The sequence below is a fragment of the Fictibacillus barbaricus genome (assembly GCF_014635025.1).
Lineage (GTDB): Bacteria > Bacillota > Bacilli > Bacillales > Fictibacillaceae > Fictibacillus > Fictibacillus barbaricus.
Map to the genome: position 1 here is coordinate 1,410,028 of NZ_BMCE01000001.1, position 25,637 is coordinate 1,435,664.

Genomic DNA, 25,637 nt, shown 5'->3' on the forward strand with positions numbered 1-25,637 from the left:
ATTAAGGGAAGTGATTCTATAATGAAAGTAGTACTCCAGCGTGCTAAAAATGCTGAGGTTTCAGTAGATTCTGTAGTGAGAGGTAAAATTGACAGCGGCCTTATGCTGTTAGTTGGTGTTACACACGAGGATACAGAAAAAGACGCTGAATATTTAGCCGAGAAGATAGTGAATCTGCGTATCTTTGAGGATGAAAATGAAAAAATGAACCTCTCATTAAAAGACATGGAAGGAAGCATCCTCTCTATTTCCCAGTTCACTTTGTATGGTGATACAAAAAAGGGAAGAAGGCCTAATTTCATGGAAGCTGCTAAGCCTGACCATGCCATTACGATGTATGAATATTTTAATGATAAGCTTAGAAACTTAGGCGTTCATGTGGAAACAGGCGTTTTTGGAGCGATGATGGATGTTTCATTTACGAATGATGGCCCAGTAACGTTAATTTTAGATTCCAAAATGTAGATTATCTTGAATGAAACCTCCGCCTGGATGGAAAGACTAATTCAAAAAAGGCGGAGGAGTTTGTTATGAGGCAGAATCGAAAAGGGATAGAAGGGGTGTCACAGTGGAAACAATTAAGTTTTCATGATTTTCTATCTCTTGAAAAATCATCAAACGACATGGAGCTTGCCGAAGAATTCGGCTTAAACCTTTATCAAGTCAATCAATTAAAGAAAAAAATAAAACGCGAAAACTATTGACATCATACCCCATTGAAAAGTATGATAGTCTACAATTCCAAAATGAAAACTGATGACGAAGAAAAGTAGCTTTACCCCACAGGGTTAGAGAGGAAGTACCATGGCTGAAAGTATTTCTCCCTGATGATAAAGTGAAAGACACTTCATAGGTTTTAATTCGAACGGTTAGTATAAACCTCAGTAGAGTTACACGTGGGCAATCGTTACTTGCATAATGAGGAAGCTTTTTTAGGCTTCGAAGCAGGGTGGCACCGCGGGAACTCCCGTCCCTTATGAAATTACTGATTTCATGAGGGACGGGAGTTTTTTTATTTTCTAGAAATTGAAATTGGGAGGATGAAAGAAATGAGCATTAATATTCCAAGGGGAACGAAAGATATTCTTCCAGGAGAAGTGGAGAAGTGGCAGCTGATCGAACAAAAGGCCAAAGAGGTATCGGCCCGATTTAACTATAAAGAGATCCGTACACCGATCTTTGAGCATACCGACCTATTTCAGCGAGGTGTTGGTGATTCAACTGACATTGTACAAAAAGAAATGTACACCTTTACTGATCGAGGCGACCGCAGCTTAACGCTGCGTCCAGAAGGTACTGCGCCAGTTACACGATCTTATGTTGAAAATAAATTGTTCGGTCTACCGGGACAGCCGGTGAAACTCTATTACATCCAGCCCATGTTCCGATATGAAAGACCGCAGGCAGGACGTTATCGTCAATTTGTTCAGTTTGGTATCGAAGCGATGGGTTCAGCAGACCCTGCCATTGATGCAGAAGTAATCTCACTGGCCATGACAGTTTACAAAGAACTTGGTCTGAAAAAGCTTCGACTTGTACTGAACACATTAGGTGATATAGAGAGTAGAAAATCACATAAGGAAGCACTGATCGCACATTTTGAACCGAGGATTGAAGAGTTTTGTACAGATTGTCAAAACCGTTTGACTAAAAATCCGTTACGCATCCTGGATTGCAAGAAAGACCGTGATCATGAGCTGATGAAGAGTGCACCTTCCATTCTGGAACACTTAAATGAGGAATCAAAAACATATTTTGAAGAAGTTAAGTCAAGTCTAGATGCCATGAACATCGAGTATGTGATCGATCCAACGCTAGTAAGAGGCCTGGATTACTACAACCATACTGCGTTTGAGATCATGAGTGAAGCAGACGGGTTTGGTGCTATTACCACACTAAGCGGAGGCGGAAGATATAACGGACTCGTAGAAGATCTGGGTGGTCCAGCCACACCAAGCATCGGCTTTGCGATGAGCTTAGAACGTCTTCTTTTAGCACTTGAAGCTGAAGGGGTCACGCTTGAAACAGAAGAAGATTTAGAATGCTATGTTGTTGCACTCGGGGATGAGGCAAAGCAGAAGTCAGTTTCAATCTTAAGTCAGCTTCGTCAGGCCGGGATTAAAAGTGATAAAGACTATTTAGATAAAAAAATGAAGGCGCAGTTTAAAGCCGCTGACAGATTAAAAGCTAAGTATGTTGCCATTTTAGGTGAAGAAGAACTGACAAAGGGAATCATTAATGTTAAAAATATGGAATCCGGCGAACAAACTGAAGTAGTGATTGAGGAACTAAGTACTTTTATTAAGCAAGGGAAATAAGGAGGACACATCTTATGGAATATCGCACACATCAATGCGGAAAAATTACGGAGCAATATATCGGTGAGAAAGTTACAATCACAGGTTGGGTACAGAAAAGACGTGACTTGGGTGGATTGATCTTTATTGACCTTCGTGACCGATCTGGAATCGTGCAGATCGTTTTTTCTCCAGAGATATCTGCAGAAGCGCTAGAAACAGCTGAAAAAGTAAGAAGTGAATTTGTTCTAACCATCACAGGAAGTGTTCTTGAAAGAGATCCAAGCACCGTGAATCCTGCGATGTCAACAGGTAAGATCGAAATCTCGGGTGAAGAGGTTCAGATTTTAAACAGCGCTAAAACGCCTCCCTTCTCTATCTCTGAAGATACTGATATAACAGAAGACATTCGTTTGAAATACCGTTACCTAGACCTTCGCCGTCCGGTTATGCAGGAAACGTTGAAGATGAGACACGAAGTTACACGTTATATCCGAAACTTCTTAGAGACAGAAGAATTTATGGAGATGGAAACACCTATGCTCACGAAAAGTACTCCTGAAGGAGCACGTGACTACTTAGTCCCTAGCCGTGTACATCCAGGAGAATTCTATGCATTACCGCAATCTCCACAATTATTTAAGCAGCTCTTGATGGTATCAGGATTTGAAAAATATTATCAGATCGTACGCTGCTTTAGGGATGAAGACCTGCGTGCTGACCGCCAGCCTGAATTTACACAAGTCGATATTGAAACTTCATTCATGGGTCAGGAAGCTCTTTTATCTATGATGGAAGAGATGATGACAGGTCTTGTTAAACAAGTAAAAGGTATTGAGATTCCAAAGCCATTCCCGAGAATGACTTATAAAGAAGCTATGGATCGTTATGGATCAGATAAACCGGATACTCGTTTTGGACTTGAACTTATTAACGTATCTGAGATTGTAAAGGAATCCGGATTTAAAGTTTTTGCTGCAGCTGTGGAGAACGGCGGTCAAGTAAAAGCGATCAACGTAAAAGGAAAAGCTGCTAATTATTCGAGAAAAGATATCGATGGACTTACTGAATTTACCGCTCGTTATGGTGCAAAAGGTCTTGCTTGGTTAAAAGTTGAAGCAGATGGCTTAAAAGGGCCGATCTCTAAGTTCTTTAGCGAAGAAGAAGCTGCTGCTCTAACTAATGCATTAAATACAGAAGAGGGAGATCTCCTTTTATTCGTAGCAGATAAATCGTCTGTTGTAGCCGATAGCCTTGGTGCTCTACGCCAAAAATTAGGGAAAGATCTTGGTTTAATCGACCAATCCAAGTTTAACTTCCTTTGGGTCGTAGACTTCCCGCTTGTCGAGTACGATGAGGAAGCTGATCGTTTCGTAGCTCTTCACCATCCGTTTACAATGCCTAAAACTGAGGACCTGCATTTAATGGATTCTAATCCTTCTGAGGTTAGAGCTCAAGCATATGACCTTGTACTTAATGGGTATGAGCTAGGTGGAGGATCTCAGCGTATTTACCAGCGTGAAATTCAGGAGAAGATGTTCAAAACGCTAGGATTTACCGAAGAGGCTGCACGTGAGGAGTTTGGATTCTTATTAGATGCTTTTGAATATGGTACACCTCCTCATGGCGGGATTGCGCTTGGTTTGGATCGGATGGTAATGCTGTTAGCAGGAAGAAGCAACTTAAGGGACACGATTGCATTCCCGAAAACAGCATCTGCTTCTTGTCTATTAACAAATGCACCTTCGCCAGTTAATGAAAAGCAACTGGATGAACTCCATTTATCTGTTAAAGTAAAGCAAGAGACCAAGTAACGAATATTTAGAAAAATAAGAATTGTTTTTTACGGAGACACATTTTGTCTTGTATTTCATAAATCCGTATGATAGTATGAATTTAAGCGATGGGTCCTATGGTGACCGTTAACAACCCGAAGTTTTGAGCCAACATTAAGTACTAGGGAGTTTGTGTTTTCTCACAGCGTCCATGCCCTGATAGATAGGGGACGGATAAAATGCGAAACAGGACACCCACCTGCGAGAGCAGGTTCAAAACTAAGGGACGACGGCATTTTTGGGGCTCATTTTTTTTGTGCGAAAAAAACCGAGTAAGCATATTGATTTTGTTTTCAAAACTGGATATGCTGATAAAGATGCATTTTCTTTATTTATGTGCACGCTGAAAGGAGATTTCGTTAAGTATGCTTTATCAATTTTCAAGAAATGAACTTGCGATCGGAAAAGATGGAATAAACGTTTTGAAAAACTCAACAGTTGCTGTACTGGGAATCGGCGGAGTAGGATCTTTTTCTGCTGAGGCTCTTGCACGTTCGGGTGTCGGGCGTTTAATTCTTATAGATAAAGACGATGTTGATATTACAAATGTGAATCGTCAAATACATGCTCTTGTAACAACGGTAGGACAGCCAAAAGTTGACCTGATGAAAGAAAGGATTGCTCTAATAAATCCTGAATGTGAAGTAATTGCACTCAAAATGTTCTATACAGAAGAGACTTATGAGCAAATCTTTGAATATGGTTTAGATTTCGTAGTGGATGCATCAGATACGATCTCCTATAAGATACATCTTATGAAGGAATGTCTTAGAAGAAATATTCCAATCATCTCCAGCATGGGTGTAGCCAATAAGCTAGATCCTACTCGCCTGCAAATTGTGGATATTTCTAAGACAAGCTATGATCCGATCGCAAAGGTTATCCGCCAGCGGTTAAGAAAAGAAGGAATTACAAAAGGGATCCCCGTTGTTTTCTCTGATGAGAAGCCCGTACAAATCCGCGAAGAAATTCGCAAAGAGATTGTACCGGAGAACGCACCTGGAATTCGTAAAGCGAAGATGCCGCCATCTTCCAACGCTTTTGTTCCGTCCGTATCAGGTCTTTACATGGCTGGATATGTCATCAACAAGATCATCGAGAAAAATAACATTAAAATCGAAAGAATTCGTTAACATAAAAGAGGTCCTGACAAAAAGACATAGCTTTTTTAGTCAGGACCTCTCTATATATGTTTGGCTTTTTTTTGATTAAAAAAGCTTGAAACTCCGCCGGGTCAACTAGAAAAAATGACCCAATAGAGTCCGATTTCACCCCTATGAGTCATTTCTTTTTTATTTTGCGAGTTTTTCTAAATTACCGTTCTTATCCATCCGGAAGGTGACATTAGGATTTGTGTCCTCATCTTGGAAGAGAACCATTTTCCTGGCCCGATCCATAATCTGAATTAGAGCTTGATAATCTTCTTGAACAGTTTGATGCTCTTTCTCAAGAACAGATAGTTGTTCTTTCATGACTTTATTTTGCTGCATAAGTTCATTCATCTGTAAACGCAGTTCCATATTCTCCTGAACTAATTTCCCGCTCGACATACCGTTTCTTTTTAATCCGTTTAGGAAATCTATGACTTCATCTAGTGTAATTCCATCTTCATTACTAGTTTGAGTCTGGCGATATGTTGAGTGTGATACAGGTGATGGAGCTGGTGTGCTTGAAACTTCAGAAACTGCAGGTGCTTCTGCTGCTGGCTGATGAACATAGCTTGATTGATCAGCAGGAGTTGGAGCAGAAGTTGAAGCAGTACTATTCCTATCATAAGTAAAGGGTGTTTTAAAGAATTCTTCTGGATGATAGGTTTCATCGTCATGTATTTGTGGCGTTTGAACAGGCTGAATCGGTTTTGATACAGGCTTAGATTGTTGCTGCTGCGACCTTGCCAAAGCCCTCTGACGCTCTTTTCTTTGTTTTTTAGCAATCTTTAAAGCTTGTTCGTATTTCTTTCTTACGATTGCATTCCATCGAAAGCCAACAGCAGCACTCGTACGTTCTAATTTATCTCCAACTTCTTCAAAAGCATGCAACTGTGTACTGCCTTCACGGACATGGCGCAAAACCGTTTCGGCCAGCAATAGATCGTCTTCTTCTGACCATGCGTCCTGTCTGATTTTTGACACGTAAATCCTCTCCTTAGCTATAAAAATATTCATTTGCTATTTTCATGTTTACCAAATAGAGAGAATCCTATACACGAAGAGAATAAATTTTGATAGTTTGCTAAGTTAGAAAAGAAAGATCTAAGCGGTCATAACAAGAGAGCAGTTAAAAGTCTCATAGATTTACTCGCCTTTTTTCTTTCGTTCATTAAAATAATCAAGCCGTCTTTTAATATTTTTTTCGTAGCCGCGTTCTGTCGGTTCATAAAAGGTCTTGCCTTGCAGGTGCTGAGGCAAGTACTCTTGAGGCACATAGCCATCCTCAAAATTATGAGGATACTTATAGTCCTCTCCATGTTTTAATTCTTTTGCACCCTTATAATGTGCGTCTCGGAGATGGATGGGAACAAGTCCTGTTTTTTCTTTCTTAACAGCATCGAGTGCTTTATCTATTCCCATGATCACTTTATTGCTTTTAGGAGCGGTAGCTAGATAGAGGGTTGCTTCAGCAAGGGGGATTCTTGCTTCGGGCATCCCTGTAAAATCAGCAGCATAACTAGCAGCATGTGCAACTAATAAAGCATTGGGGTCAGCAAGACCAATATCTTCGGCAGCATGCACAAGCAGGCGGCGAGCAATAAAGCGAGGATCTTCTCCTGCATAGATCATTTTAGCGAGCCAGTAAAGAGCAGCGTCTGGATCAGAACCACGAATGCTCTTAATAAAAGCAGAGACGGTATCATAATGATTGTCTCCCTTTTTGTCGTATTGAAGAACTCGCTGCTGGATCGATTCTTCCGCAATTTCGACTGTAATCGTAATATTCCCGTCGCGATCCGGCTTGGTGGTCAACACAGCAAGTTCCACAGCATTCAGTGCCGTTCTAGCATCACCATTTGCGATAGATACAATATGATCTGCCGCATCTTTTTCCATAGTTATCGGATGCTTGCCGTATCCTCTTTCTTTATCAGATAGTGCTTGCTCAATAATTTTAGCAATATGTCTATCCGTAAGCGGTTCGAAGCGGAATAAACGTGATCTTGATAATAGTGCGGGATTGATCTCGAACATAGGACTTTCTGTTGTGGCTCCTATCAAAATAACGCTGCCATCCTCGACGTAGGGCAGAAGGGCATCTTGTTGACTCTTGTTGAAGCGGTGGATCTCGTCAATGAATAACACAGTCTTTTGCTCTTCTAATATAAGCCGTTCTTTAGCTGCCCCCATGATTGCCTTTAAATCTGCCACACCAGAAGTTACTGCGTTTAATTGTTCGAACCAAGCTGAAGTGGAATTCGCGATGATCCTGGCTAATGTAGTTTTTCCTGTTCCAGGAGGACCAAAAAAGATCATCGGTGTGAGCTGATCGGCTTCAATAGCACGCCTCAATAGCTTTCCTTCTCCTGCTATATGTTCTTGGCCGATAAACTCATCAATCTTTCTTGGCCGCATCCGATTCGCTAGCGGTCTTTTTAATGAGTCAGAGTTTTCGTCTTTATATGAAAACAGGTCCATTGATTTGTCATCCTTCCGTACACTTGTTCTAATTGTCATATGACAATACTATACATCAGTACATCATGCAAGGTGAAATGATTTCATGCTATAATAAGCTTTAGATTTATGGCAACTAATAGGATGAGACAACTTAATAAGGAAGGGTTTTGCAAAGTGAAAGACCAAAAACATTCAAGATGGAACAGATTTTTGTTTCAGTGGTCTGTATTTTTTGTGGGTTTATTTATTACGGCCTTTGGAATTGCTCTTATGATCAAAGCTGACTTAGGAAGTGCTCCCTGGGATGTTCTTCATATTGGCCTGTTCTCACAGTTCGGTTTAACAATTGGAACTTGGTCGATCATTATGGGCTTTTTCGTGATTTTAGCGACATCATTACTAACAAAAAAGACGCCCAAATCAGGTGCTTTTTTAAATATGGTGTCTGTAGGCTTATTTATTGATTTTTATTTATGGCTGCCATTTTTTCATGATCCTATCACATGGGTTGGAAAATGGCTTTATCTTTTAATCGGTATTTTAATACTGGGTTTTGGGATCGGACTTTATATTTCTTCAGAGTGTGGTGCAGGACCAAGAGACAGTCTGATGCTGGCTCTTACAGAGAAATCCGGAATGAAGGTTGCTAACATCCGTCTTTTTATGGAGTTAGTCGTCCTGTTCTTCGGATGGGTACTCAAGGGGCCGGTGTCGTTTGGTACCATTCTATTTTGTGTAACGATAGGTGCAATAGTTGGAAGAACGCTTCCGTATTGCCAGAAATTGATGAAGTTTGTTTTAGAACGGAGTGAACAATATGAAAATATCAACAAAGGGCCGGTACGGGCTAACCATCATGATGGCCTTAGCAAAGAGATCAGGTGAAGGTCCGATCGCATTAAAATTAATCGCAAAAGAATACAGTCTGTCAGAGCATTACTTAGAACAGCTTATCGCACCATTACGAAATGCTGGACTGGTAAAAAGTATAAGAGGAGCTTACGGAGGTTATATTTTAGCTAAAGAAGCTTCGACAATCACAGCAGGAGATATTATCCGTGTTCTGGAAGGACCGATCTCACCCGTTGAGGTGATGGACGATGAAGAACCAGCAAAACGAAACCTCTGGATCAAGATCCGTGATGCTGTTAAGGATGTGTTAGATTCTACAACACTCGAAGACTTGGCTAACTATGAAGACGAGGGCGCACAAGACGCTTATATGTTTTATATATAGGAAGGAAATGAATAATGAAAAACGTTTATTTAGATCACGCTGCAACATCTCCTGTTCATCCTGAAGTGGTTGAAGAGATGATTCCGTATCTAACCGAGCATTTTGGAAATCCTTCCAGCATTCATCAATATGGAAGACGTGTTCGAAAAGTGCTTGATGATGCCAGAACCGCGATTGCATCATCTATCGGTGCCTCCCGAAATGAAATTATTTTTACAAGCGGGGGAACAGAGAGTGATAACCTGGCCATACTAGGTGTTTCTTCAGCTTTAAAAAGTAAAGGGAAACATCTTATCACTACGAAGATCGAGCATCATGCTGTTCTTCACACTTTTCATGAGCTTGAAAAAAGAGGATTTGATGTCACGTATCTATCAGTGGATGAGAACGGACGCATTTCTTTGGATGAACTGCAGCAGGAACTAAGAGAAGATACGATTCTTGCTTCAATCATGTTTTGCAATAATGAAACGGGAACGGTGCAAGATATAAAGTCGATCGGATCGATGCTTAAGGAAAAGGAAGTTATTTTTCATACAGACGCTGTTCAAGCATATGGGCTTGTTTCCATCGAAGTGAAGAAGTTGAACATTGATCTGTTAAGTGCTTCTGGGCATAAGATCAACAGCCCGAAAGGAACAGGTTTTCTTTATGTAAATGAAGGTGTTCCTTTCACTCCTCAAGGGTTTGGAGGAGAGCAAGAGCGTAAACGCCGGGCAGGTACAGAGAACGTAGCGGGTATCCGCGCTCTTCATAAGGCAGCCGTTCTTGCAGAAAATGAACGCAATGAACGCTTCCATCAATATCAAGAATTCAAAGAAACCATGAAAAAAATATGGGATCAAGAAGGAATTACTTATAAAGTAAACGGCAGTTCAGAGTTTACTATGCCACACATCCTTAACGTAAGTTTTCCTGGGGTTAAAACAGAAGTGCTGTTAGTCAATCTCGATTTAGCAGGGATCGCCGCTTCGAGTGGATCGGCTTGTACGGCAGGAACACTAGAGCCGTCCCATGTTCTTACAGCTATGTTCGGAAAAGATGAACGGACAAAATCGTCGGTGCGATTCAGCTTTGGATTCGGAAACAAACTGGAAGATATTGAGTATGCTGCCGCTGAGACAGCAAAAATCGTGAAACGTTTAACAAAATAAGTTACAATGTTTGTCATATGAAAGAAATGAGGTGGACAATATGCAAACCGAATCAAACAAAAAGGCACCTCAAGATACACGAGTAGTCATTGGAATGAGCGGCGGTGTGGATTCTTCAGTTGCCGCACTTTTACTAAAAGAGCAAGGGTATGACGTCATTGGCATCTTTATGAAAAACTGGGATGATACCGACGAGAACGGCGTCTGCACAGCAACAGAGGATTACAACGATGTGATAGCGGTCTGCAACCAGATCGGCATTCCATATTACGCGGTGAATTTTGAAAAGGAATACTGGGATAAAGTATTCACGTACTTTTTGGAAGAATATAAAGCAGGAAGAACACCTAATCCTGATGTAATGTGCAACAAGGAGATCAAGTTCAAAGCCTTCCTTGAGCACGCCATGAATCTGGGTGCTGATTATGTAGCAACTGGCCACTACGCACGAGTGGCTGAAATAGATGGAGAAGTAAAAATGCTTCGCGGTGTGGATGAAAATAAGGATCAAACTTATTTCCTGAATCAACTTTCTCAGGAACAGCTCAAAAGAGTCATGTTTCCGATCGGCGAATTGAAAAAGCCTGAAATACGTCAGATCGCTGAAAAAGCGAACCTTGCAACTGCTAAGAAAAAAGACTCTACAGGTATTTGCTTTATTGGGGAAAAAGACTTTAAAGAATTCTTGAGTCAGTATCTGCCTGCAAAACCAGGTGAGATGCAAACTTTAGATGGTGAAGTGAAAGGCAAGCATGATGGATTGATGTACCATACGATCGGTCAGCGTCATGGTCTTGGAATCGGTGGAAGCGGAGATCCATGGTTTGTTGTCGGGAAGAACTTAAAAGAAAATGTTCTATATGTGGAACAAGGGTTTCATAATGACAAACTGTATTCTGACAGTTTAAAAGCGGTTAAGCCGAGCTTTGTTTCGGACAGACCCATCACTTCAACATTTACATGTTCAGCGAAGTTTAGATACCGTCAGCCTGACATGGGCGTTACCGTTCATGTAATGGAAGACGAAACACTTCATGTTGTCTTTGATGAACCGCAAAGAGCCATCACTCCTGGACAAGCCGTCGTATTCTATGATGGTGATGTTTGTCTAGGCGGTGCGACGATCGATACAGTCTACAAAAATGATGAAGCGATCACTTATTTATAAGAAATAGATCGAAAAACTGGCTTTTCTGGGTGAGATAACCTTAGAAGAGCCAGTTTTTTGTATTATTGAAGGGTTTTGAAAAGAGAATAAGCTGATTTATGCTCGTTCGTGGAGATTTATAATCGCTCTGGGAAATTTACGAGCGCAATCCGAAATTTACGAGCGCAATCCGAAATTTACGAGCGCAATCCGAAATTTACGAGCGCAAACCGAAATTTACGAGCGCAATCCGAAATTTACGAGCGCAAACCAATGAACAAGGCAGAAACGTTGTGCGATTTTCAGCCTTATTTGATATACTTTTGAAGGAAATCAAAAGTGGGGGTATTAAGATGGAACCTTCAAAAGGTCTTGAATATCTGAAAAAAGGAAAGTTTGAAGAAGCAGCAAAAAGCTTGGAGGCTATGATCGAAGCAGATCCCAAAAATCCGGTTCATTATATCAATTTCGGTAATTTACTTTCTGCCGTTCATGAACATGAGAAAGCGATCCGATTTTTTGATAAGGCACTATCCTTGGATGAAGATGCTGCAGCTGCATTATATGGAGCAGGAATTGCTTGCTATCATCTCGAGCAATTTGCTAAAGCAGCAAAGCTTTTTCAGGAAGCGATCAAGAGTGGACTCCAAGATGGAGATACGCATTTTATGGCAGGCATGTCATTTGTATCACTCGGTGAAAACAGACTTGCGTTTCCTTACTTAATGAGAGCAGCAGAACTAAATCATGAAGATCATGAAGCACTGTTTCAGTTTGGACTGTGCCAGGCGAGAACAGGCGATATACAAACAGCATTAAACACATTTGAAAAAGTGGTCAAGCAACATGAAAAGCATGCAGATGCATGGTACAACCTCGGTGTTACGCTCACTTATTTTAATCGGGATGCTGAGGCTCTTCAGGCCTTTGAAAAAGCGTTAGCGATCCAGCCTGATCATTATCTAGCAGGGAACGGGAAAAGAAATATCGAAAATAAGAAGACAAACCAATAAAGGGGGTGCTTTATGGCACAGCAGCCTTCCTTTCATTTAGACGATGATACGTCCCGTTATATAAAAGGTACGCTAATTGCCACTGTATATCATCAAACGGAAAGCCTTTATACAGTTGCCCGCATAAGAGTTAAAGCTACGAATGAAAATTATAATGAAAAAGAAGTAATGATTACGGGTATCCTTCCTCCTTTAAGAGAAGATGAGCTTTATCTGTTTTATGGAAAATTTAAAGATCATCCTAAATACGGCAAGCAATACGAGGTTGAGCTCTTTAAAAAAGAGATGCCCCAATCCAAAGAGGCCATGATCCAATATCTATCGAGCGATCTTTTTAAGGGAATCGGTAAAAAAACAGCAGAGCATATCGTTGATGTAATGGGAAACGACGCCATTACAAAGCTGTTAGAAGCGCCTGAATACATTAGTCAAATCCCAAAGTTAACAGAAGAGCAGGCTAAAAATCTGCATGGAGCCCTTTTAGAGAATAGAGGTTTAGATCAAGTGATGATGGCTGTTCAACCTTATGGTCTGGGGCCTCAGCTTGCGATGAAGATCTTTCAAACCTATCAGGATGAAGCAGTTACCGTGATTAAGAATGAACCATACCGGCTTATAGAGGATGTACCGGGAATTGGATTTCATCGTGCCGATGAAATCGCAAAAGGGAACGGGATGCAAGTAAACCATCCAGAACGTATACAAGCAGCTTGTCTATTTTTATTAAGAGATCAAGGAACAGACCTCGGCCATTCTTACCTCCCGATGGAAGATTTGCTTGAAGGTGTAAGAAAACTTTTAGCAGACGGTAAAGACACCGTAGATGAGATGAGTATTTTCAGAGAAGTCCAAGACATGGAAACAGAAAAGCGTTTGATTATAAAAGAAAAGGTTGTATATTTGCCTTCTCTTTATTTTGCTGAGAGAGGCTTCGCTCAAAAAATGAATACGCTCTTACAAAATCAAAAATCAGACTATGATCTTCCAGATGAAAAATTGGAGGATGAACTTTCTGCCTTAGAAAAACGGTTAAATATGAACTATGCGAAAAGTCAGCGAGAAGCGATCAAAAAAGCATTAACTTCATCTTTAATGGTACTTACTGGAGGGCCCGGAACCGGCAAGACGACCGTTATTAAAGGGATTGTGGAACTCTATAGTGAGATTCATGGCATCAGTTTGAATCCTGAAGATTACCGCGGGAAAAAAGAGCCTTTTCCTGTTTTACTCGTGGCTCCGACGGGTCGTGCCGCTAAACGCATGACTGAATCGACCGGAATCCCTGCTCACACGATCCATCGATTGCTAGGATGGAAAGGGGGAGGTCATTTTGAAAAGAATGAAGATGAACCCATAGAAGGAAAGCTGCTAATCGTAGATGAGATGTCGATGGTCGATATTTGGCTAGCTTATTCGCTGTCAAAAGCACTTCCGGAACAAATCCAGATTATTTTTGTAGGTGATGAAGACCAGCTGCCTTCTGTTGGACCGGGACAAGTATTAAAGGATTTGCTACAAACAGAGCATATACCTCAAACGCGATTGATTGATATTTACAGACAATCTGAAGGTTCATCCATCATACGATTAGCACATGAGATGAAAAACGGACAAGTTCCAGAAGATTTACTAATACCTCAAAATGACAGACGATTTTTTCCTTGTTCAGGGGAACACGTTTTTCAGGCGATCCTTCAAGTATGTGAGAACGCTATAAAAAAAGGCTATACTTCAAGAGATATCCAAGTTCTTGCTCCCATGTATAAGGGTCCTGTTGGAATCGACAGGCTAAATGTAGAACTTCAGCGCTTGTTTAATCCTGAAAAACAAAAACAACGCCAATTGCAAGTGGCAAATGTCTTCTACAGAAAAGGGGATAAAGTCCTTCAACTTGTAAATCAGCCGGAAGATCAAGTTTTTAACGGGGATATCGGTGAGATTGTTGCCGTTATTTATGCGAGGGAAAATACAGAGAAGGAAGATCAGATCGTTATAAGCTTTGATGAGATTGAAGTAACGTATAAAAGAAGTGAATTTCATCATTTTACACATGCATTCTGCTGTTCCATACATAAATCACAAGGCAGTGAATATCCAATTGTTGTCCTTCCGGTTGTAAAGAGCTTTTATCGGATGCTGAAGCGGAATTTACTTTATACGGCCATAACGAGAAGTAAAGAATATTTAATTCTTTGTGGTGAACAAGAAGCGTTTAATTGGGCAGTTCAGCGTTCGGATGAAACAGAACGATATTCAGGCTTGAAGCTTCGGCTCGAAGAAACCTGGCTGGAAAAAGATAATACGAATGATACCCTTCTAAACGAAACAAACTAGGAATGTTCGGTAGATGAACGAATGTCATCTTGTCGGACATTTCTTTTTTATCTTTATTAGCAAAGATCTTTAATAACCAATTCTTACGTATATTCTCTACAGTTTCAGGACACCCTTGTAAAAGTAAATTTAAAGGAGAGAGAGCAAGTGGAATGTCCGAACTGCAGCAGAAAAGATATTGGAAAAATCGGAGTGAACCAGTATTATTGCTGGAACTGTTTTATTGAGCTTTCCATTGTTAAAGGAAGACTGTCCCTTCATCAAGTGGAAGAAGATGGCTCTCTAACATCACTCGATGATTTATTTGAAGATCATGATCTGACTTATAGAGAAAGCACATCATAACTAAAATACTCTAATGTCGAGGTGATGCAGCATGAACAGGACGATGAGTTCTCTTTTCGCACTTGGTATTGGAGCGGCAACATATGCGATGAGAAACAGAAGGATGTCTAGAATGTCCGGAATGAACATGAATTTCTCGGATATCGGTGATCTTTGGTCTTCAAGACGTGCAAAGAGAATCCGAAAAAGAATCGCAAAAGCCATTTATTAAAAGTACACCCCGTCTCCAATAAAGACGGGGTTTTTTAAGAAGAGGGTGGGATTATGACAAGAGACAATCGAATGAAGTGGGTTTACAGGCTGAGCCTTTCTTTACTATTGTTTTTGTGTTTGTTTCTTCTTATGAAACTATACCCATTATATGAGCCGCTATGGAATGCTTTAAAAGGTGTTTTTTTGCCATTCTTTCTTTCAGCTCTTATTACATATCTTCTTCATCCTTTGGTGGAATACGTACACGATAAAGGGCTGCCGCGGTTCGTAGCAATCTTAAGCATCTATTTTCTCTTTTTCGGGGGATTAGGGTACGCGGCAGTTAAAGGATTCCCATATTTTGTCGTTCAGATGAAACAACTTTTGGAAAATGTTCCAGCGCTTGCCGCAGATTATAAAGAACTTCTTTATAAAGTTGATAAAGGAACATCAGCACTTCCTTATTCCGTTCATTCAAAAATAGAAAACTACATTGTTAAAATGGAGACAAATGCACAGAATATCCTTACGAATGCGATTTTCTCTTTAAAAAAACTCGTTGATTATTTCTTTGTCATTGTCGTTGTTCCTTTCTTAGTCTTTTATTTTCTTAATGATTTTGAGAAACTGAAAAAAGCCGCCTTGTACATTACGCCTCGCAGATACCGTAATGAGGGAGTGCATCTATTAAAAGATATTGATCAATCTCTTGGAGGTTACATCAGAGGCCAATTGTTCGTTGGAGCCATATTAGGGGCAGCGGCGATGCTCGCACTATGGCTGGTTGGCATGCCTTATCCGATCCTTCTCGGTCTTGTTATTGCCATAACGGATATAATCCCTTATTTCGGGCCAATCTTAGGGGCGATTCCCGTCGTTTTGATCGCTTTAACGATTTCTTGGAAGATGGTATGGATTACCGTTGGGATTATGCTCGTTTTACAGTTCATAGAAGGAAACATCCTGGGACCTTTTATCGTAGGACGCAATCTTCATATCCATCCCGTTTTTATTATCTTTTCTTTATTGTTGGGAGGAGAACTTGCAGGTGTACCGGGCATGATCCTTGCTGTACCTATTTTCAGCGTGATAAAAGTGATTGTGATTCACATAAGGGAACATCGACTAAGACATCCGATTGACAAGTCAGAATAAATAAACGTATACTATCGCTAGATGATAAAAAAATCGTTGAAAGAGATGAGTACGTTTTAGTCCTTCCAAAAGAGAGAAACATCCACCGGCTGAAAGATGTTTTAGGAAGAAGGAAAACCGAAAGCTACTCTGGAGTGCAGAAGGAAAATCTGCCGTTATGCCGCGTTAAGGCTTTAATCAAGGTGATATGCTGAATGAGCATATAACCAGGGTGGTACCGCGTGAATTCAAACTCTCGTCCCTGTTTTATAGGGATGGGAGTTTTTTATTTATCTAAAAATGATCAAAGGAGAATGAAAACCATGAAAAACTTGACTTCAGCACAAGTCAGACAAATGTTCCTCGATTTTTTCAAAGAAAAAGGACACCGAGTAGAGCCGAGTGCGTCTCTTGTTCCCCATGAAGATCCTACATTGCTTTGGATCAATAGCGGTGTTGCGACACTAAAGAAATATTTTGACGGACGCGTAATTCCGGAGAACCCGCGTATTACAAACGCACAAAAATCTATTCGCACAAATGATATTGAGAACGTTGGAATTACAGCACGTCACCACACATTCTTTGAGATGCTCGGTAACTTTTCTATCGGAGATTATTTTAAAGAAGAAGCGATTCTTTGGGCATGGGAATTCTTAACGAGTAAAGACTGGATCGGTTTTGATCCGGAGAAACTATCTGTTACGATTCATCCCGAAGACGATGAAGCGTTTGACATCTGGACAAAGCAAGTGGGATTGCCTGAAGAGCGTATTATTCGTTTAGAGGGGAACTTCTGGGATATTGGAGAGGGCCCGAGTGGTCCAAACACGGAGATCTTCTATGATCGGGGTGAGTCTTACGGAAATGATACATCCGATCCTGAACTGTATCCGGGCGGTGAGAACGATCGTTATCTAGAAGTATGGAACCTTGTATTCTCACAGTTCAACCATAATCCGGATGGCAGCTACACACCGCTTCCAAAGAAAAATATTGATACAGGAATGGGACTTGAAAGAATGGTCTCTGTTATTCAAGACACAAAAACAAATTTTGAAACAGATCTTTTTCTGCCGATCATTAAAGAAACAGAAAAGCTTGCTGATACTTCCTATGGGTTGAATACAGAGACAGACACTGCTTTTAAAGTAATCGCTGACCATGTACGTACGGTTAGCTTTGCGATTGGGGACAGCGCACTTCCATCAAATGAGGGAAGAGGCTATATACTTAGACGTTTGATCAGAAGAGCGATTCGATTTGCGAAAAAAATCAACATTAATAAGCCGTTCATGTATGAACTTGTTCCGACAGTAGCTGACATCATGGTAGATTTTTATCCGGAAGTAAAAGAAAAAGTGCCTTTTATACAAAAAGTTGTAAAAACGGAAGAAGAAAGATTCCATGAAACAATCAACGAAGGTTTGGCGATCTTAGAAGATGTTATGGCGAAAGAAAAGGCAGAAGGGAATTCCGTTATCTCTGGAAAAGACGCGTTTAAATTATACGATACATTTGGATTCCCGTTTGAGCTCACAGAAGAGTATGCTGCTGAAAACGGGATGGGAGTAGATTTAGAAGGCTTCGAAAACGAGATGAAAGCACAGCGTGAACGTGCACGAGCAGCTAGACAAGAAGTGGACAGCATGCAAGTTCAAGGAGGAGTACTTTCTGATATTACCGTGAAAAGTGAGTTTTCTGGCTATGACCGTTTATCTGGAGAAGCTAAGATCCTAGAGGTTCTGCAAAACGGTGAACGAGTTTCAATGGTAGCTTCAGGAGAGGAAGCACAGGTTATCCTTGATGTAACACCTTTCTATGCAGAGAGCGGAGGTCAGATCGCTGACCAAGGAACAATCGCAGGCAAAGAGCTATCTCTGAAAGTGAAAGATGTACAGAAGGCGCCTAATGGCCAAAACCTGCACACAGTTATCGTTGAAAAAGGTGTATTAGAGAACCATATGGAAGTAGATGTACAGGTAGATCCAGAAACGCGCGCAAAAGTAGTGAAGAACCATACTGCAACACATCTTCTGCACCAAGCATTAAAAGATGTACTAGGAACGCATGTTAACCAAGCAGGATCACTTGTACAGGAAGGTCGTCTTCGCTTTGACTTTACCCATTTTGGAAGCATTTCTTCAGAGGAACTTGAAAGAATCGAAGAAATTGTGAACGAAAAAGTTTGGGCAAACATCCCAGTTGAAAAGATGGTTAAAAACATCAATGAAGCAAAAGCGATGGGGGCAATGGCTCTATTTGGTGAAAAGTATGGAGAGACGGTTCGCGTTGTAAAAGTAGGAGATTACAGCCTAGAACTTTGCGGAGGCTGTCACGTAAACAATACAGCTGAAATTGGTTTGTTTAAAATTGTTTCAGAATCAGGGATTGGAGCGGGAACTCGCCGCATTGAAGCTGTGACTGGTGAAAATGCATACCGACTGATGAATGGGCAAGTGCAGTTGTTAAAAGAAACAGCTGCCAGATTGAAAACGAATCTAAAAGACGTACCACAGCGTATTGACGTATTAAACGATCAGATCCGTGAACTGCAAAAAGAAAAAGAGTCTCTCGCTGCGAAAATTGGGAACATGGAAGCAGGAAGTTTAGTTGACGAAATACAAACGATCAATGGTGTCTCTGTCATTGCCAAAAAAGTAAATGGTATGGACATGAACGGCCTCCGCTCAATCGTTGATGACTTAAAGAACAAGCTTCAAAGCGGAGTTGTTATCTTGGGTGCAGAAAACGGCGGAAAAGTTAATATTGTCGCTGGGGTAACAAAAGATTTAGTATCAAAAGGGTATCATGCAGGTAATCTTGTTAAAGAAGTAGCAGTTCGTTGCGGCGGTGGGGGCGGAGGCCGTCCTGACATGGCTCAAGCTGGCGGGAAAGATCCTGAAAAGCTGCAAGAAGGAATAGATTCTGCAGTTGAAATGATTAAAACGGTTTCCTAAGCTTTCCTCTATCATGTACAATAGAGACAAGAACTAATTTATCCCTTAAGGGAGATCTTCAGAAAGAGGTGTTCACTAATGAGTTCCATGGACAAAACGATGAAGTTTAACTTCAACGAAGATGATGCTTATAAAACAAATGTTGAAACTGTCCTGTTTTCTGTTTATGACGCCCTGCAGGATAAAGGATATAACCCGATTAACCAAATCGTTGGTTATCTGCTTTCAGGTGATCCCGCTTATATTCCTCGTCACAATGATGCGAGAAGCATGATCAGAAAGCTGGAGCGTGACGAGCTTATTGAAGAGCTTGTAAAATCATATCTTTCAACTCAAAAAGAAGGAAGCCGTTAATGACAAAGACACTTGGCCTGGATGTTGGAACGAAGACGATCGGTGTTGCTGTCTCAGATGCACTGGGGTGGACAGCACAAGGAGTTGAGACGATCCGGCGCCGACCTAACCATCCTGAAGAAGATTATGCTAGAATTCAAGAGCTGATCCAGAACCACGATATCAGCAAAATCGTGGTCGGCCTTCCTAAAAATATGAATGGCACGATCGGTCCAAGTGGTGAGGCTTGTCAAAACTTTGCCAAAGATATTGAAAGTATTACAGGACTTTCGGTTATCCTATGGGATGAGAGGCTGACTACAATGGCAGCTGAAAGAACTTTAATTTCAGCTGACGTAAGCAGAAAGAAACGTAAACAGGTGATTGATAAGCTTGCTGCTTCGATCATCCTGCAAGGTTATTTGGACAGCCAACAATAATAAAAACTGAGGTGAGCCATTATGGCAAAAGAAGAACGCGAACGTATTATTATTCCTGACGAGAACGGTGACGAAAACTTATTTGAAGTATTATTCAAATTCGATGTAGACCAGACAGGAAAATCATACATGGTAACAATCCCTGTAGCGGATTCAGAAGATGATGATACAGATGAAGTAGAAGTTTTTCCTTTCCGATATGAAGAAAAGGGAGAGGAAGATGATGATCTTGCTTTGTTCCCATTAGAAACTGACGAAGAATGGGATATGATTGAAGAAATGTTGAATACATTTCAAGATGACGAGTTCGAAACTGAATAATAAGAGCGAAGAAGACAAGAAGGTGGATTTAATCCACCTTCTTTTTTTATTCCAAATTACGGCCATTCTCGACAATTTCTGCTAGCAAACGTATAATTAAACAGGTAGAAGGGGGAAATAAAATGTTGCATCTCCAGTCATCTGGCAACGATATAAACAATACTAAACAAAAAAAACGTATAAAAACCATTTTACTTACAATTCTTGTTCTTATTTTAGCAGCCGTACTTCTCGCTGCGGCTGGCGGATACTATTATTTTAATAAAAATACAGGCGCATTAGATTCAAACAACAAAGAAAAAATAACCGTAGAAATTCCGATAGGTTCTTCTTCAGCAACTATTGGAAATGAACTTGAGAATAAAGGAGTTATAAATAACGGTGACTTCTTCAGGCTCTATACTCGTGTAAAAGGTGAAGGGAATTTTCAGGCAGGTGTTTACGAACTTTCACCTTCTATGAACCTTAATGAGATCATAGCAGCACTTAAAGAAGGAAAGATGTTTAAAAAGCCAGAACTAACGTTTACGATTCCAGAGGGATATAACGTTCCACAGATAGCCGGTATAATCAGCAAGGCAACGGGGTATGAAGAAGCTGTTATAATTAAGAAGATGGCTGATAAAACATACTTAAAACAACTAAAGGAAAAGTACTCGATATTACCAGATGATATTTTAAAAGAAGGTCTCTATTATCCTCTAGAAGGGTTCCTATTTCCTGCGACTTACGATTTTGAAGTGAAGAAACCAGAATTAACAGAGATTATCGAAAAAATGGTTGAACAATCATCTGCAGTCTTAAAAAAGCATGAAGTAGAGATTGAAAATAGCGGTTATTCTCTTTTCGAACTGATCACATTATCTTCACTTATTGAAGAAGAGTCACAGCGTGATGAGGATCGAAAGAAAATTGCGGGCGTTTTCTTTAACCGTCTAAGTCAGGGAATGAAGCTGGATTCAGATCCAACAGTCAAATATGCCCGAAAAGACTTTAATGTTCAGGTTTTATATGATCATTTAGAAGTTGATTCCCCTTATAATACGTATCGATACAAAGGCATTCCGATCGGACCGATCACTTCTCCAGGTGAAAAAGCAATTGAAGCAGCCTTAAAGCCCGTTAAAATGGAAGAACTCTTTTTCTATGCAAGACCAAACGGTGAAGTTATCTATACAAAGACATTAAGTGAACACAATGCTGTATACAAAAAGTATAGAGACGAATGGAAAGTCTGGCAGGAAAAAGATAAACAATAGCTTTTTAAGGATACTATTAAAAAGTATCCTTTTTTTATTTTGCTGCCCCAATCATTTAAGATTTAAAAGAGATAGGACTCTCGCCATCATAAAAAGATTATGTTACAATATACCGGTTAGTGTGAAGGAGGCGTGTTACTTTGGTCTCAAATGAAGTAAACCAATACATTGAAAAAATAATTCCAGCGCGCTCTGAACAAGTACTGAAAATAGAACAATACGCAAAACTTCATAATGTGCCGATCATGGAGCTTACAGGGATGGAGACTCTTCTCTCATATGTAAGGCTAAAAAAACCAAAACGTATCTTAGAAGTAGGCACGGCTATTGGATATTCTGCCATTCGGATGGCACTTGCTTGTCAAACAGCCGAAATTATTAGTATTGAAAGAGATGAAGAACGGTACAATATAGCAAAAGAAAACGTTGAATCATTTCATCTTGAGAACAGGATTACATTATTGTTTGGGGATGCGAATGAATTGCAGAAACAAGTAGAAAACTATGCCCCATATGACTTTATTTTTATAGATGCAGCTAAAGGACAATATCAAAACTTTTTTGATCACTATTCCTCCATGCTGTCACCAGACGGCATCATCGTCACGGATAATGTTCTCTTTAGAGGGTACGTCGCGGAAGAAAGCGGCCTAGAGAGCAGAAGACTTCGTTCTCTTGTGAAAAAAATTAGGAGTTTTAATGAATATATCATGCAGCATCCTGACTATCAGTCTTCAATCCTGCCCGTTGGGGATGGTATGATGGTGAGTATTCGTAATTCTTAAAGGGCAAAGCAGTTTGGAGGAGTATTAACAATGGCACAAAAACCGATCGTAATTGGGGTTGCAGGTGGATCCGGTTCAGGTAAAACAACGGTTGCTAAAGAAATTTACCGTCAGTTTGCCAATCAATCCATACTAATTATTGAACAAGACGCTTATTATAAAGATCAATCCGAAAAATCAATGGAAGAGCGATTGAATACGAATTATGACCATCCTCTTGCTTTTGATAATGATTTATTGATTAAACACATTTCCTCACTTCTAGCTTATGATTCCATTGAAAAACCAGTGTACGACTATACAGCACATACAAGAAGTGATAAAATTATCCCAGTTGATGCTAAAGATGTCATTATATTGGAAGGTATTCTGATTCTTGAGGACGAACGATTGCGTGATTTGATGGACATCAAGCTATTTGTTGACACAGACGCAGATGTGCGAATTATTAGACGAATGGTTCGTGATATTCGTGACCGTGGAAGAACATTAGAATCAGTGATTGATCAATATACTTCCGTCGTCCGGCCTATGCATAACCAATTTATTGAACCAACGAAAAGATATGCAGATATCATTATCCCAGAAGGCGGCCAAAACCGTGTGGCGATCGACTTAATGGTGACTAAGATTAAGACGATCTTGGAAGACAAAGCATTACTGAAAAAATGAGGAACAACATCCTCATTTTTTCGGTATACACGGACAAATCACAGCTTTTAAACGGCATGGCAATCAACTATTGTCCTATTTTTTATACATACCCTGCCCGAAACATCATATAACGTAACAAGGGTACTGATTATCGAAGGAGTGAAAGATCATGGCAGACGAGAAAAAACACTATATGACCTTAGAAGGTAAACAAAAGTTAGAAAATGAATTAGAGTATTTAAAAACAGAACGCAGAAAAGAAGTTGTGGAACGTATAAAAGTAGCTCGCAGTTTTGGAGATCTTTCTGAGAACTCTGAATATGATGCAGCAAAGGACGAGCAGGCATTTGTTGAAGCGCGTATCGTTCAATTGGAAAAGATGATTCGTGATTCTGTGATTATTGAAGATAATAAAGATCAATCTGATAACGTTTCCATTGGTAAGACAGTGAAATTTCAAGAGCTTCCGGATGGGGACGAAGAAACTTATGTAATCGTAGGAAGTGCAGAAGCTGATCCGTTTGAAGGGAAAATTTCCAACGATTCTCCAATGGCAAAAAGCTTATTAGGCAAGAAACCAGGAGATAAAGTTTCTGTTCAAACACCCGGTGGTGAGATTAGCGTTATTATTTTAGAAGTAAAATAAGAATGAGAAGAAGGCTTGCAGATACTGCAAGTCTTCTTTTTTTATGGTTTCAATTATAAGCCATATCGTTTAGGAACAAATCCTGGAGGCGAAAATGTGGATAAGGTGGTGAGACAGTTGATATCCAAAAAACGAATCATAGGTCTGGCTATTTGTTTTCTTTCCATAATCCTTTTTTTAACCTATCGATTAGCTGACATACAATTAATCTCTACAACATCTTTTTCAAAAAATAAAGTTAACCTTATACAAGAAAGTGTTGCACAGCGTACACATCGATTTACGATTAATGACGGGAGAGGTTACTTTTTAGACCGAAACGGAGAACTGCTGTCTACAGACGTGAAGCCGCAAGTCGTTGTGTTTCCAAATCTGTATACGGATGACTGGCCAGTAGCAACCATCGCAAACATTTTAAAGCTGTCAAAAGATGAGGTTTCAAGCCAGATTAAAAAGCTCAAAAAGCCTTCAGCGCTCTCACTTCAGAATGATATCAGCCTGGAGGAGATGGATGAGATCAATCAGCTGGAGATACCGGGACTATATGCACAGCTAGTTACGAGAAGAAACCCTCTTCCGTTTGCCAATCATATCATTGGCGCAGTGGGTCAAGATCCTGAACTAATAAAGCGTAAATATAGTGATAAGTTAGAGAAAGGAACGGTAACCACATCGACGAAAACGGGGAAGAACGGCATGCAATATACATTTGACCCATTTTTAATATCAGAAGGAGAGACGCAGTATATCTATCATGTAGACAGACAAGGCAACCCTTTATTTGGTCTTGACGTGAAATACCGTTCTCAATCAAACCCGCTCTATCCCTTGCACATCAAGACGACTATTGATAAAAAGATGCAGGAATCCGTAGAAAAGTATTTAAACGTTCATGGTGTTAAAGATGGTGGTGCTGTTCTCCTGGATATTGAATCAAATGAGCTGTTAGCTATGGCAAGCAGGCCTCTATTTACGAGCAGGACAATCTATGAACATGAAGATAAAATGACATCACAGCAAATTCCTGGCTCGATCTTTAAAATCGTTACAGCGGCTGCAGCTATAGAAGAAAATATCATTCAGCCTGATAAAAAATACGATTGCAACCTTAATATTTATGGCAAACCTGATGAAAGACAATTAGGTATGCTTAATGTAGAAGAAAGTTTCACACAAAGCTGCAACAGAACGTTTGGAGACCTTGCAAATCACATAAAATTAAAAAAACCTGATTTTATGGAGAAATATGCTGAGAGGTTAGGTCTTCTAAACTATAACGGCTGGAGAGGAAAAGTATATCATCTGGATCCATTCTCTCACCTTTACCAAGAAGAACGGGGACAAGTTCAAAGCATGATCAAGACAAACAAGGATTATCAATCCTCTTTAGCAATTTCGCAAACTGCAATCGGCCAGCTAGATGTGAAGATCACTCCTCTTGCTGTAGCTAATATGATGGCAACTATAGCGCGTGGAGGATCTTGGTATGAGGTTAAAGCAGCCAAAAGTGTCAATTTTGCCAATGGGACGGAATTAATTAAATTTGACGATCATAAAAGAGAGAACCCAGCACTATCTTCTTATACCATGATGAGGCTTCAGTCTATGCTTCTGAATGTAGTCAAGGATGAAGAAGGTACTGGACATGCTTTGCAATCCTTGCCGTTTCAAGTGGCAGGTAAATCTGGAACGGCACAAAAAGGTGATGGAAATAGTTTTAACAACAAATGGTTCGCTGGTTATTTTCCTGCAGATCGACCACGCTTTGCTCTAGTTGTTATTGACATGAAGCACGATACAATGAATCGGACAATCCCTGTTTTTTCCGATATAGCAAAGGAAATAATGAACATGGAAGGTTCAAGAATAAATAATAACTAAAAAGACAAGTAGGAAATAGTGTTCGTGGACCTCAACTCCGTGGTAAAATAAAAAAAGTT

At 40.2% G+C, this 25,637-nt stretch carries 25 protein-coding genes, 1 other RNA gene and 2 other annotated features; of the genes, 24 read left to right on the forward strand and 2 right to left on the reverse strand.

The features are described 5' to 3' along the window. Positions 1–21 precede the first annotated feature (21 nt). The 6 genes from dtd to IEV52_RS06870 all read left to right on the forward strand — a co-directional run bounded on the left by dtd (position 22) and on the right by IEV52_RS06870 (position 5,265). Positions 22–465, forward strand: a complete 444-nt coding sequence (dtd, locus tag IEV52_RS06845) for a D-aminoacyl-tRNA deacylase (protein ID WP_188401726.1) — start codon at positions 22–24, stop codon at positions 463–465. Between the two features lie 65 nt (positions 466–530). After that, on the forward strand, positions 531–704 hold the full coding sequence (locus IEV52_RS06850) for a hypothetical protein (protein WP_188401727.1): 174 nt from the start codon (positions 531–533) through the stop codon (positions 702–704). 43 nt (positions 705–747) lie between these two features. Further along, positions 748–978 (forward strand) — a binding site (T-box leader). Between the two features lie 71 nt (positions 979–1,049). After that, positions 1,050–2,318, forward strand: coding sequence for a histidine--tRNA ligase (gene hisS / locus IEV52_RS06855; RefSeq protein WP_188401728.1), 1,269 nt, complete (start codon positions 1,050–1,052; stop codon positions 2,316–2,318). A gap of 14 nt (positions 2,319–2,332) precedes the next feature. Continuing rightward, positions 2,333–4,111: an aspartate--tRNA ligase gene (gene aspS / locus IEV52_RS06860; RefSeq protein WP_188401729.1), complete on the forward strand. Its 1,779-nt coding sequence runs from the start codon at positions 2,333–2,335 to the stop codon at positions 4,109–4,111. A 90-nt stretch (positions 4,112–4,201) separates the two neighbouring features. After that, positions 4,202–4,381: non-coding RNA, 6S RNA (ssrS, locus tag IEV52_RS06865), on the forward strand. Between the two features lie 116 nt (positions 4,382–4,497). Continuing rightward, the gene (locus tag IEV52_RS06870) at positions 4,498–5,265 is read left to right on the forward strand and encodes a tRNA threonylcarbamoyladenosine dehydratase (protein WP_188401730.1); all 768 of its coding nucleotides are present in this window, start codon (positions 4,498–4,500) and stop codon (positions 5,263–5,265) included. A 159-nt stretch (positions 5,266–5,424) separates the two neighbouring features. Here the strand turns inward: IEV52_RS06870 and IEV52_RS22550 are convergent, their stop codons facing one another. Both IEV52_RS22550 and IEV52_RS06880 read right to left on the reverse strand, forming a co-directional pair. After that, entirely contained in the window at positions 5,425–6,264 is an 840-nt protein-coding gene (locus tag IEV52_RS22550) for an RsfA family transcriptional regulator (RefSeq protein WP_188401731.1), read from the reverse strand. 162 nt (positions 6,265–6,426) lie between these two features. Beyond that, on the reverse strand, positions 6,427–7,761 hold the full coding sequence (locus IEV52_RS06880) for an AAA family ATPase (protein WP_188401732.1): 1,335 nt from the start codon (positions 7,759–7,761) through the stop codon (positions 6,427–6,429). 123 nt (positions 7,762–7,884) lie between these two features. On the opposite strand from IEV52_RS06880, the gene IEV52_RS06885 reads away from it, so the two are divergent. From IEV52_RS06885 to IEV52_RS06970, 18 genes are all read left to right on the forward strand, one after another. After that, positions 7,885–8,628: a YczE/YyaS/YitT family protein gene (locus tag IEV52_RS06885; RefSeq protein WP_486599024.1), complete on the forward strand. Its 744-nt coding sequence runs from the start codon at positions 7,885–7,887 to the stop codon at positions 8,626–8,628. Then, on the forward strand, positions 8,561–8,980 hold the full coding sequence (gene cymR, locus IEV52_RS06890) for a cysteine metabolism transcriptional regulator CymR (protein ID WP_188401734.1): 420 nt from the start codon (positions 8,561–8,563) through the stop codon (positions 8,978–8,980). The genes IEV52_RS06885 and cymR overlap by 68 nt, the downstream gene beginning before the upstream one ends. 14 nt (positions 8,981–8,994) lie before the next feature. Next, positions 8,995–10,134 carry a cysteine desulfurase family protein gene (locus IEV52_RS06895; protein WP_188401735.1) on the forward strand — a complete coding sequence of 380 codons (1,140 nt, stop codon included), beginning with the start codon at positions 8,995–8,997 and terminating at the stop codon, positions 10,132–10,134. 40 nt (positions 10,135–10,174) lie between these two features. Then, a complete protein-coding gene (gene mnmA / locus IEV52_RS06900) occupies positions 10,175–11,302 on the forward strand; it encodes a tRNA 2-thiouridine(34) synthase MnmA (RefSeq protein ID WP_188401736.1) in 1,128 nt (375 codons plus the stop codon). Positions 11,303–11,634: 332 nt separating this feature from the next. Then, complete coding sequence (locus IEV52_RS06905) at positions 11,635–12,294, forward strand: tetratricopeptide repeat protein (RefSeq protein ID WP_188401737.1); 660 nt, start codon at positions 11,635–11,637, stop codon at positions 12,292–12,294. A gap of 12 nt (positions 12,295–12,306) precedes the next feature. After that, positions 12,307–14,628 (forward strand): SF1B family DNA helicase RecD2, encoded by a 2,322-nt coding sequence (gene recD2 / locus IEV52_RS06910; protein ID WP_188401738.1) that lies wholly within the window; start codon positions 12,307–12,309, stop codon positions 14,626–14,628. Between the two features lie 147 nt (positions 14,629–14,775). Beyond that, positions 14,776–14,973, forward strand: coding sequence for a hypothetical protein (locus IEV52_RS06915; protein ID WP_188401739.1), 198 nt, complete (start codon positions 14,776–14,778; stop codon positions 14,971–14,973). Between the two features lie 31 nt (positions 14,974–15,004). Further along, complete coding sequence (locus tag IEV52_RS06920) at positions 15,005–15,184, forward strand: DUF3918 family protein (protein ID WP_188401740.1); 180 nt, start codon at positions 15,005–15,007, stop codon at positions 15,182–15,184. Between the two features lie 53 nt (positions 15,185–15,237). Then, the gene (locus IEV52_RS06925; RefSeq protein WP_188401741.1) at positions 15,238–16,320 is read left to right on the forward strand and encodes an AI-2E family transporter; all 1,083 of its coding nucleotides are present in this window, start codon (positions 15,238–15,240) and stop codon (positions 16,318–16,320) included. Between the two features lie 27 nt (positions 16,321–16,347). Further along, positions 16,348–16,566: a binding site (T-box leader), on the forward strand. Positions 16,567–16,622: 56 nt separating this feature from the next. Continuing rightward, entirely contained in the window at positions 16,623–19,259 is a 2,637-nt protein-coding gene (gene alaS / locus IEV52_RS06930; protein WP_188401742.1) for an alanine--tRNA ligase, read from the forward strand. 78 nt (positions 19,260–19,337) lie between these two features. After that, entirely contained in the window at positions 19,338–19,613 is a 276-nt protein-coding gene (locus IEV52_RS06935) for an IreB family regulatory phosphoprotein (protein ID WP_066240205.1), read from the forward strand. Beyond that, entirely contained in the window at positions 19,613–20,032 is a 420-nt protein-coding gene (gene ruvX, locus IEV52_RS06940; protein ID WP_188401743.1) for a Holliday junction resolvase RuvX, read from the forward strand. The genes IEV52_RS06935 and ruvX overlap by 1 nt, the downstream gene beginning before the upstream one ends. Before the next feature lie 21 nt (positions 20,033–20,053). Further along, positions 20,054–20,353 (forward strand): DUF1292 domain-containing protein, encoded by a 300-nt coding sequence (locus IEV52_RS06945; protein WP_066240211.1) that lies wholly within the window; start codon positions 20,054–20,056, stop codon positions 20,351–20,353. Positions 20,354–20,475: 122 nt separating this feature from the next. Beyond that, on the forward strand, positions 20,476–21,612 hold the full coding sequence (gene mltG, locus IEV52_RS06950; protein ID WP_188401744.1) for an endolytic transglycosylase MltG: 1,137 nt from the start codon (positions 20,476–20,478) through the stop codon (positions 21,610–21,612). Between the two features lie 140 nt (positions 21,613–21,752). Then, a complete protein-coding gene (locus IEV52_RS06955) occupies positions 21,753–22,397 on the forward strand; it encodes an O-methyltransferase (protein WP_188401745.1) in 645 nt (214 codons plus the stop codon). A gap of 30 nt (positions 22,398–22,427) precedes the next feature. Further along, positions 22,428–23,069 carry a uridine kinase gene (gene udk / locus IEV52_RS06960; protein ID WP_188401746.1) on the forward strand — a complete coding sequence of 214 codons (642 nt, stop codon included), beginning with the start codon at positions 22,428–22,430 and terminating at the stop codon, positions 23,067–23,069. Positions 23,070–23,220: 151 nt separating this feature from the next. Beyond that, positions 23,221–23,697: a transcription elongation factor GreA gene (gene greA, locus IEV52_RS06965; RefSeq protein ID WP_188401747.1), complete on the forward strand. Its 477-nt coding sequence runs from the start codon at positions 23,221–23,223 to the stop codon at positions 23,695–23,697. A gap of 96 nt (positions 23,698–23,793) precedes the next feature. Next, positions 23,794–25,578 carry a peptidoglycan D,D-transpeptidase FtsI family protein gene (locus IEV52_RS06970; protein WP_188401748.1) on the forward strand — a complete coding sequence of 595 codons (1,785 nt, stop codon included), beginning with the start codon at positions 23,794–23,796 and terminating at the stop codon, positions 25,576–25,578. Positions 25,579–25,637 lie beyond the last annotated feature (59 nt).

What these genes read in the sequence shown, in the direction of transcription:
- IEV52_RS06925 (WP_188401741.1), top strand. Translation starts at nt 15,238, where the DNA reads ATGACAAGAGACAATCGAATGAAGTGGGTTTACAGGCTGAGCCTTTCT.
- udk (WP_188401746.1), top strand. Translation starts at nt 22,428, where the DNA reads ATGGCACAAAAACCGATCGTAATTGGGGTTGCAGGTGGATCCGGTTCA.
- aspS (WP_188401729.1), top strand. Translation starts at nt 2,333, where the DNA reads ATGGAATATCGCACACATCAATGCGGAAAAATTACGGAGCAATATATC.
- IEV52_RS06945 (WP_066240211.1), top strand. Translation starts at nt 20,054, where the DNA reads ATGGCAAAAGAAGAACGCGAACGTATTATTATTCCTGACGAGAACGGT.
- IEV52_RS06885 (WP_486599024.1), top strand. Translation starts at nt 7,885, where the DNA reads ATGAGACAACTTAATAAGGAAGGGTTTTGCAAAGTGAAAGACCAAAAA.
- IEV52_RS06895 (WP_188401735.1), top strand. Translation starts at nt 8,995, where the DNA reads ATGAAAAACGTTTATTTAGATCACGCTGCAACATCTCCTGTTCATCCT.
- hisS (WP_188401728.1), top strand. Translation starts at nt 1,050, where the DNA reads ATGAGCATTAATATTCCAAGGGGAACGAAAGATATTCTTCCAGGAGAA.
- IEV52_RS06920 (WP_188401740.1), top strand. Translation starts at nt 15,005, where the DNA reads ATGAACAGGACGATGAGTTCTCTTTTCGCACTTGGTATTGGAGCGGCA.
- mltG (WP_188401744.1), top strand. Translation starts at nt 20,476, where the DNA reads ATGTTGCATCTCCAGTCATCTGGCAACGATATAAACAATACTAAACAA.
- alaS (WP_188401742.1), top strand. Translation starts at nt 16,623, where the DNA reads ATGAAAAACTTGACTTCAGCACAAGTCAGACAAATGTTCCTCGATTTT.
- IEV52_RS06935 (WP_066240205.1), top strand. Translation starts at nt 19,338, where the DNA reads ATGAGTTCCATGGACAAAACGATGAAGTTTAACTTCAACGAAGATGAT.
- recD2 (WP_188401738.1), top strand. Translation starts at nt 12,307, where the DNA reads ATGGCACAGCAGCCTTCCTTTCATTTAGACGATGATACGTCCCGTTAT.
- IEV52_RS06870 (WP_188401730.1), top strand. Translation starts at nt 4,498, where the DNA reads ATGCTTTATCAATTTTCAAGAAATGAACTTGCGATCGGAAAAGATGGA.
- dtd (WP_188401726.1), top strand. Translation starts at nt 22, where the DNA reads ATGAAAGTAGTACTCCAGCGTGCTAAAAATGCTGAGGTTTCAGTAGAT.
- mnmA (WP_188401736.1), top strand. Translation starts at nt 10,175, where the DNA reads ATGCAAACCGAATCAAACAAAAAGGCACCTCAAGATACACGAGTAGTC.
- IEV52_RS06905 (WP_188401737.1), top strand. Translation starts at nt 11,635, where the DNA reads ATGGAACCTTCAAAAGGTCTTGAATATCTGAAAAAAGGAAAGTTTGAA.
- IEV52_RS06850 (WP_188401727.1), top strand. Translation starts at nt 531, where the DNA reads ATGAGGCAGAATCGAAAAGGGATAGAAGGGGTGTCACAGTGGAAACAA.
- ruvX (WP_188401743.1), top strand. Translation starts at nt 19,613, where the DNA reads ATGACAAAGACACTTGGCCTGGATGTTGGAACGAAGACGATCGGTGTT.
- cymR (WP_188401734.1), top strand. Translation starts at nt 8,561, where the DNA reads ATGAAAATATCAACAAAGGGCCGGTACGGGCTAACCATCATGATGGCC.
- IEV52_RS06880 (WP_188401732.1), bottom strand. Translation starts at nt 7,761, where the DNA reads ATGGACCTGTTTTCATATAAAGACGAAAACTCTGACTCATTAAAAAGA.
- greA (WP_188401747.1), top strand. Translation starts at nt 23,221, where the DNA reads ATGGCAGACGAGAAAAAACACTATATGACCTTAGAAGGTAAACAAAAG.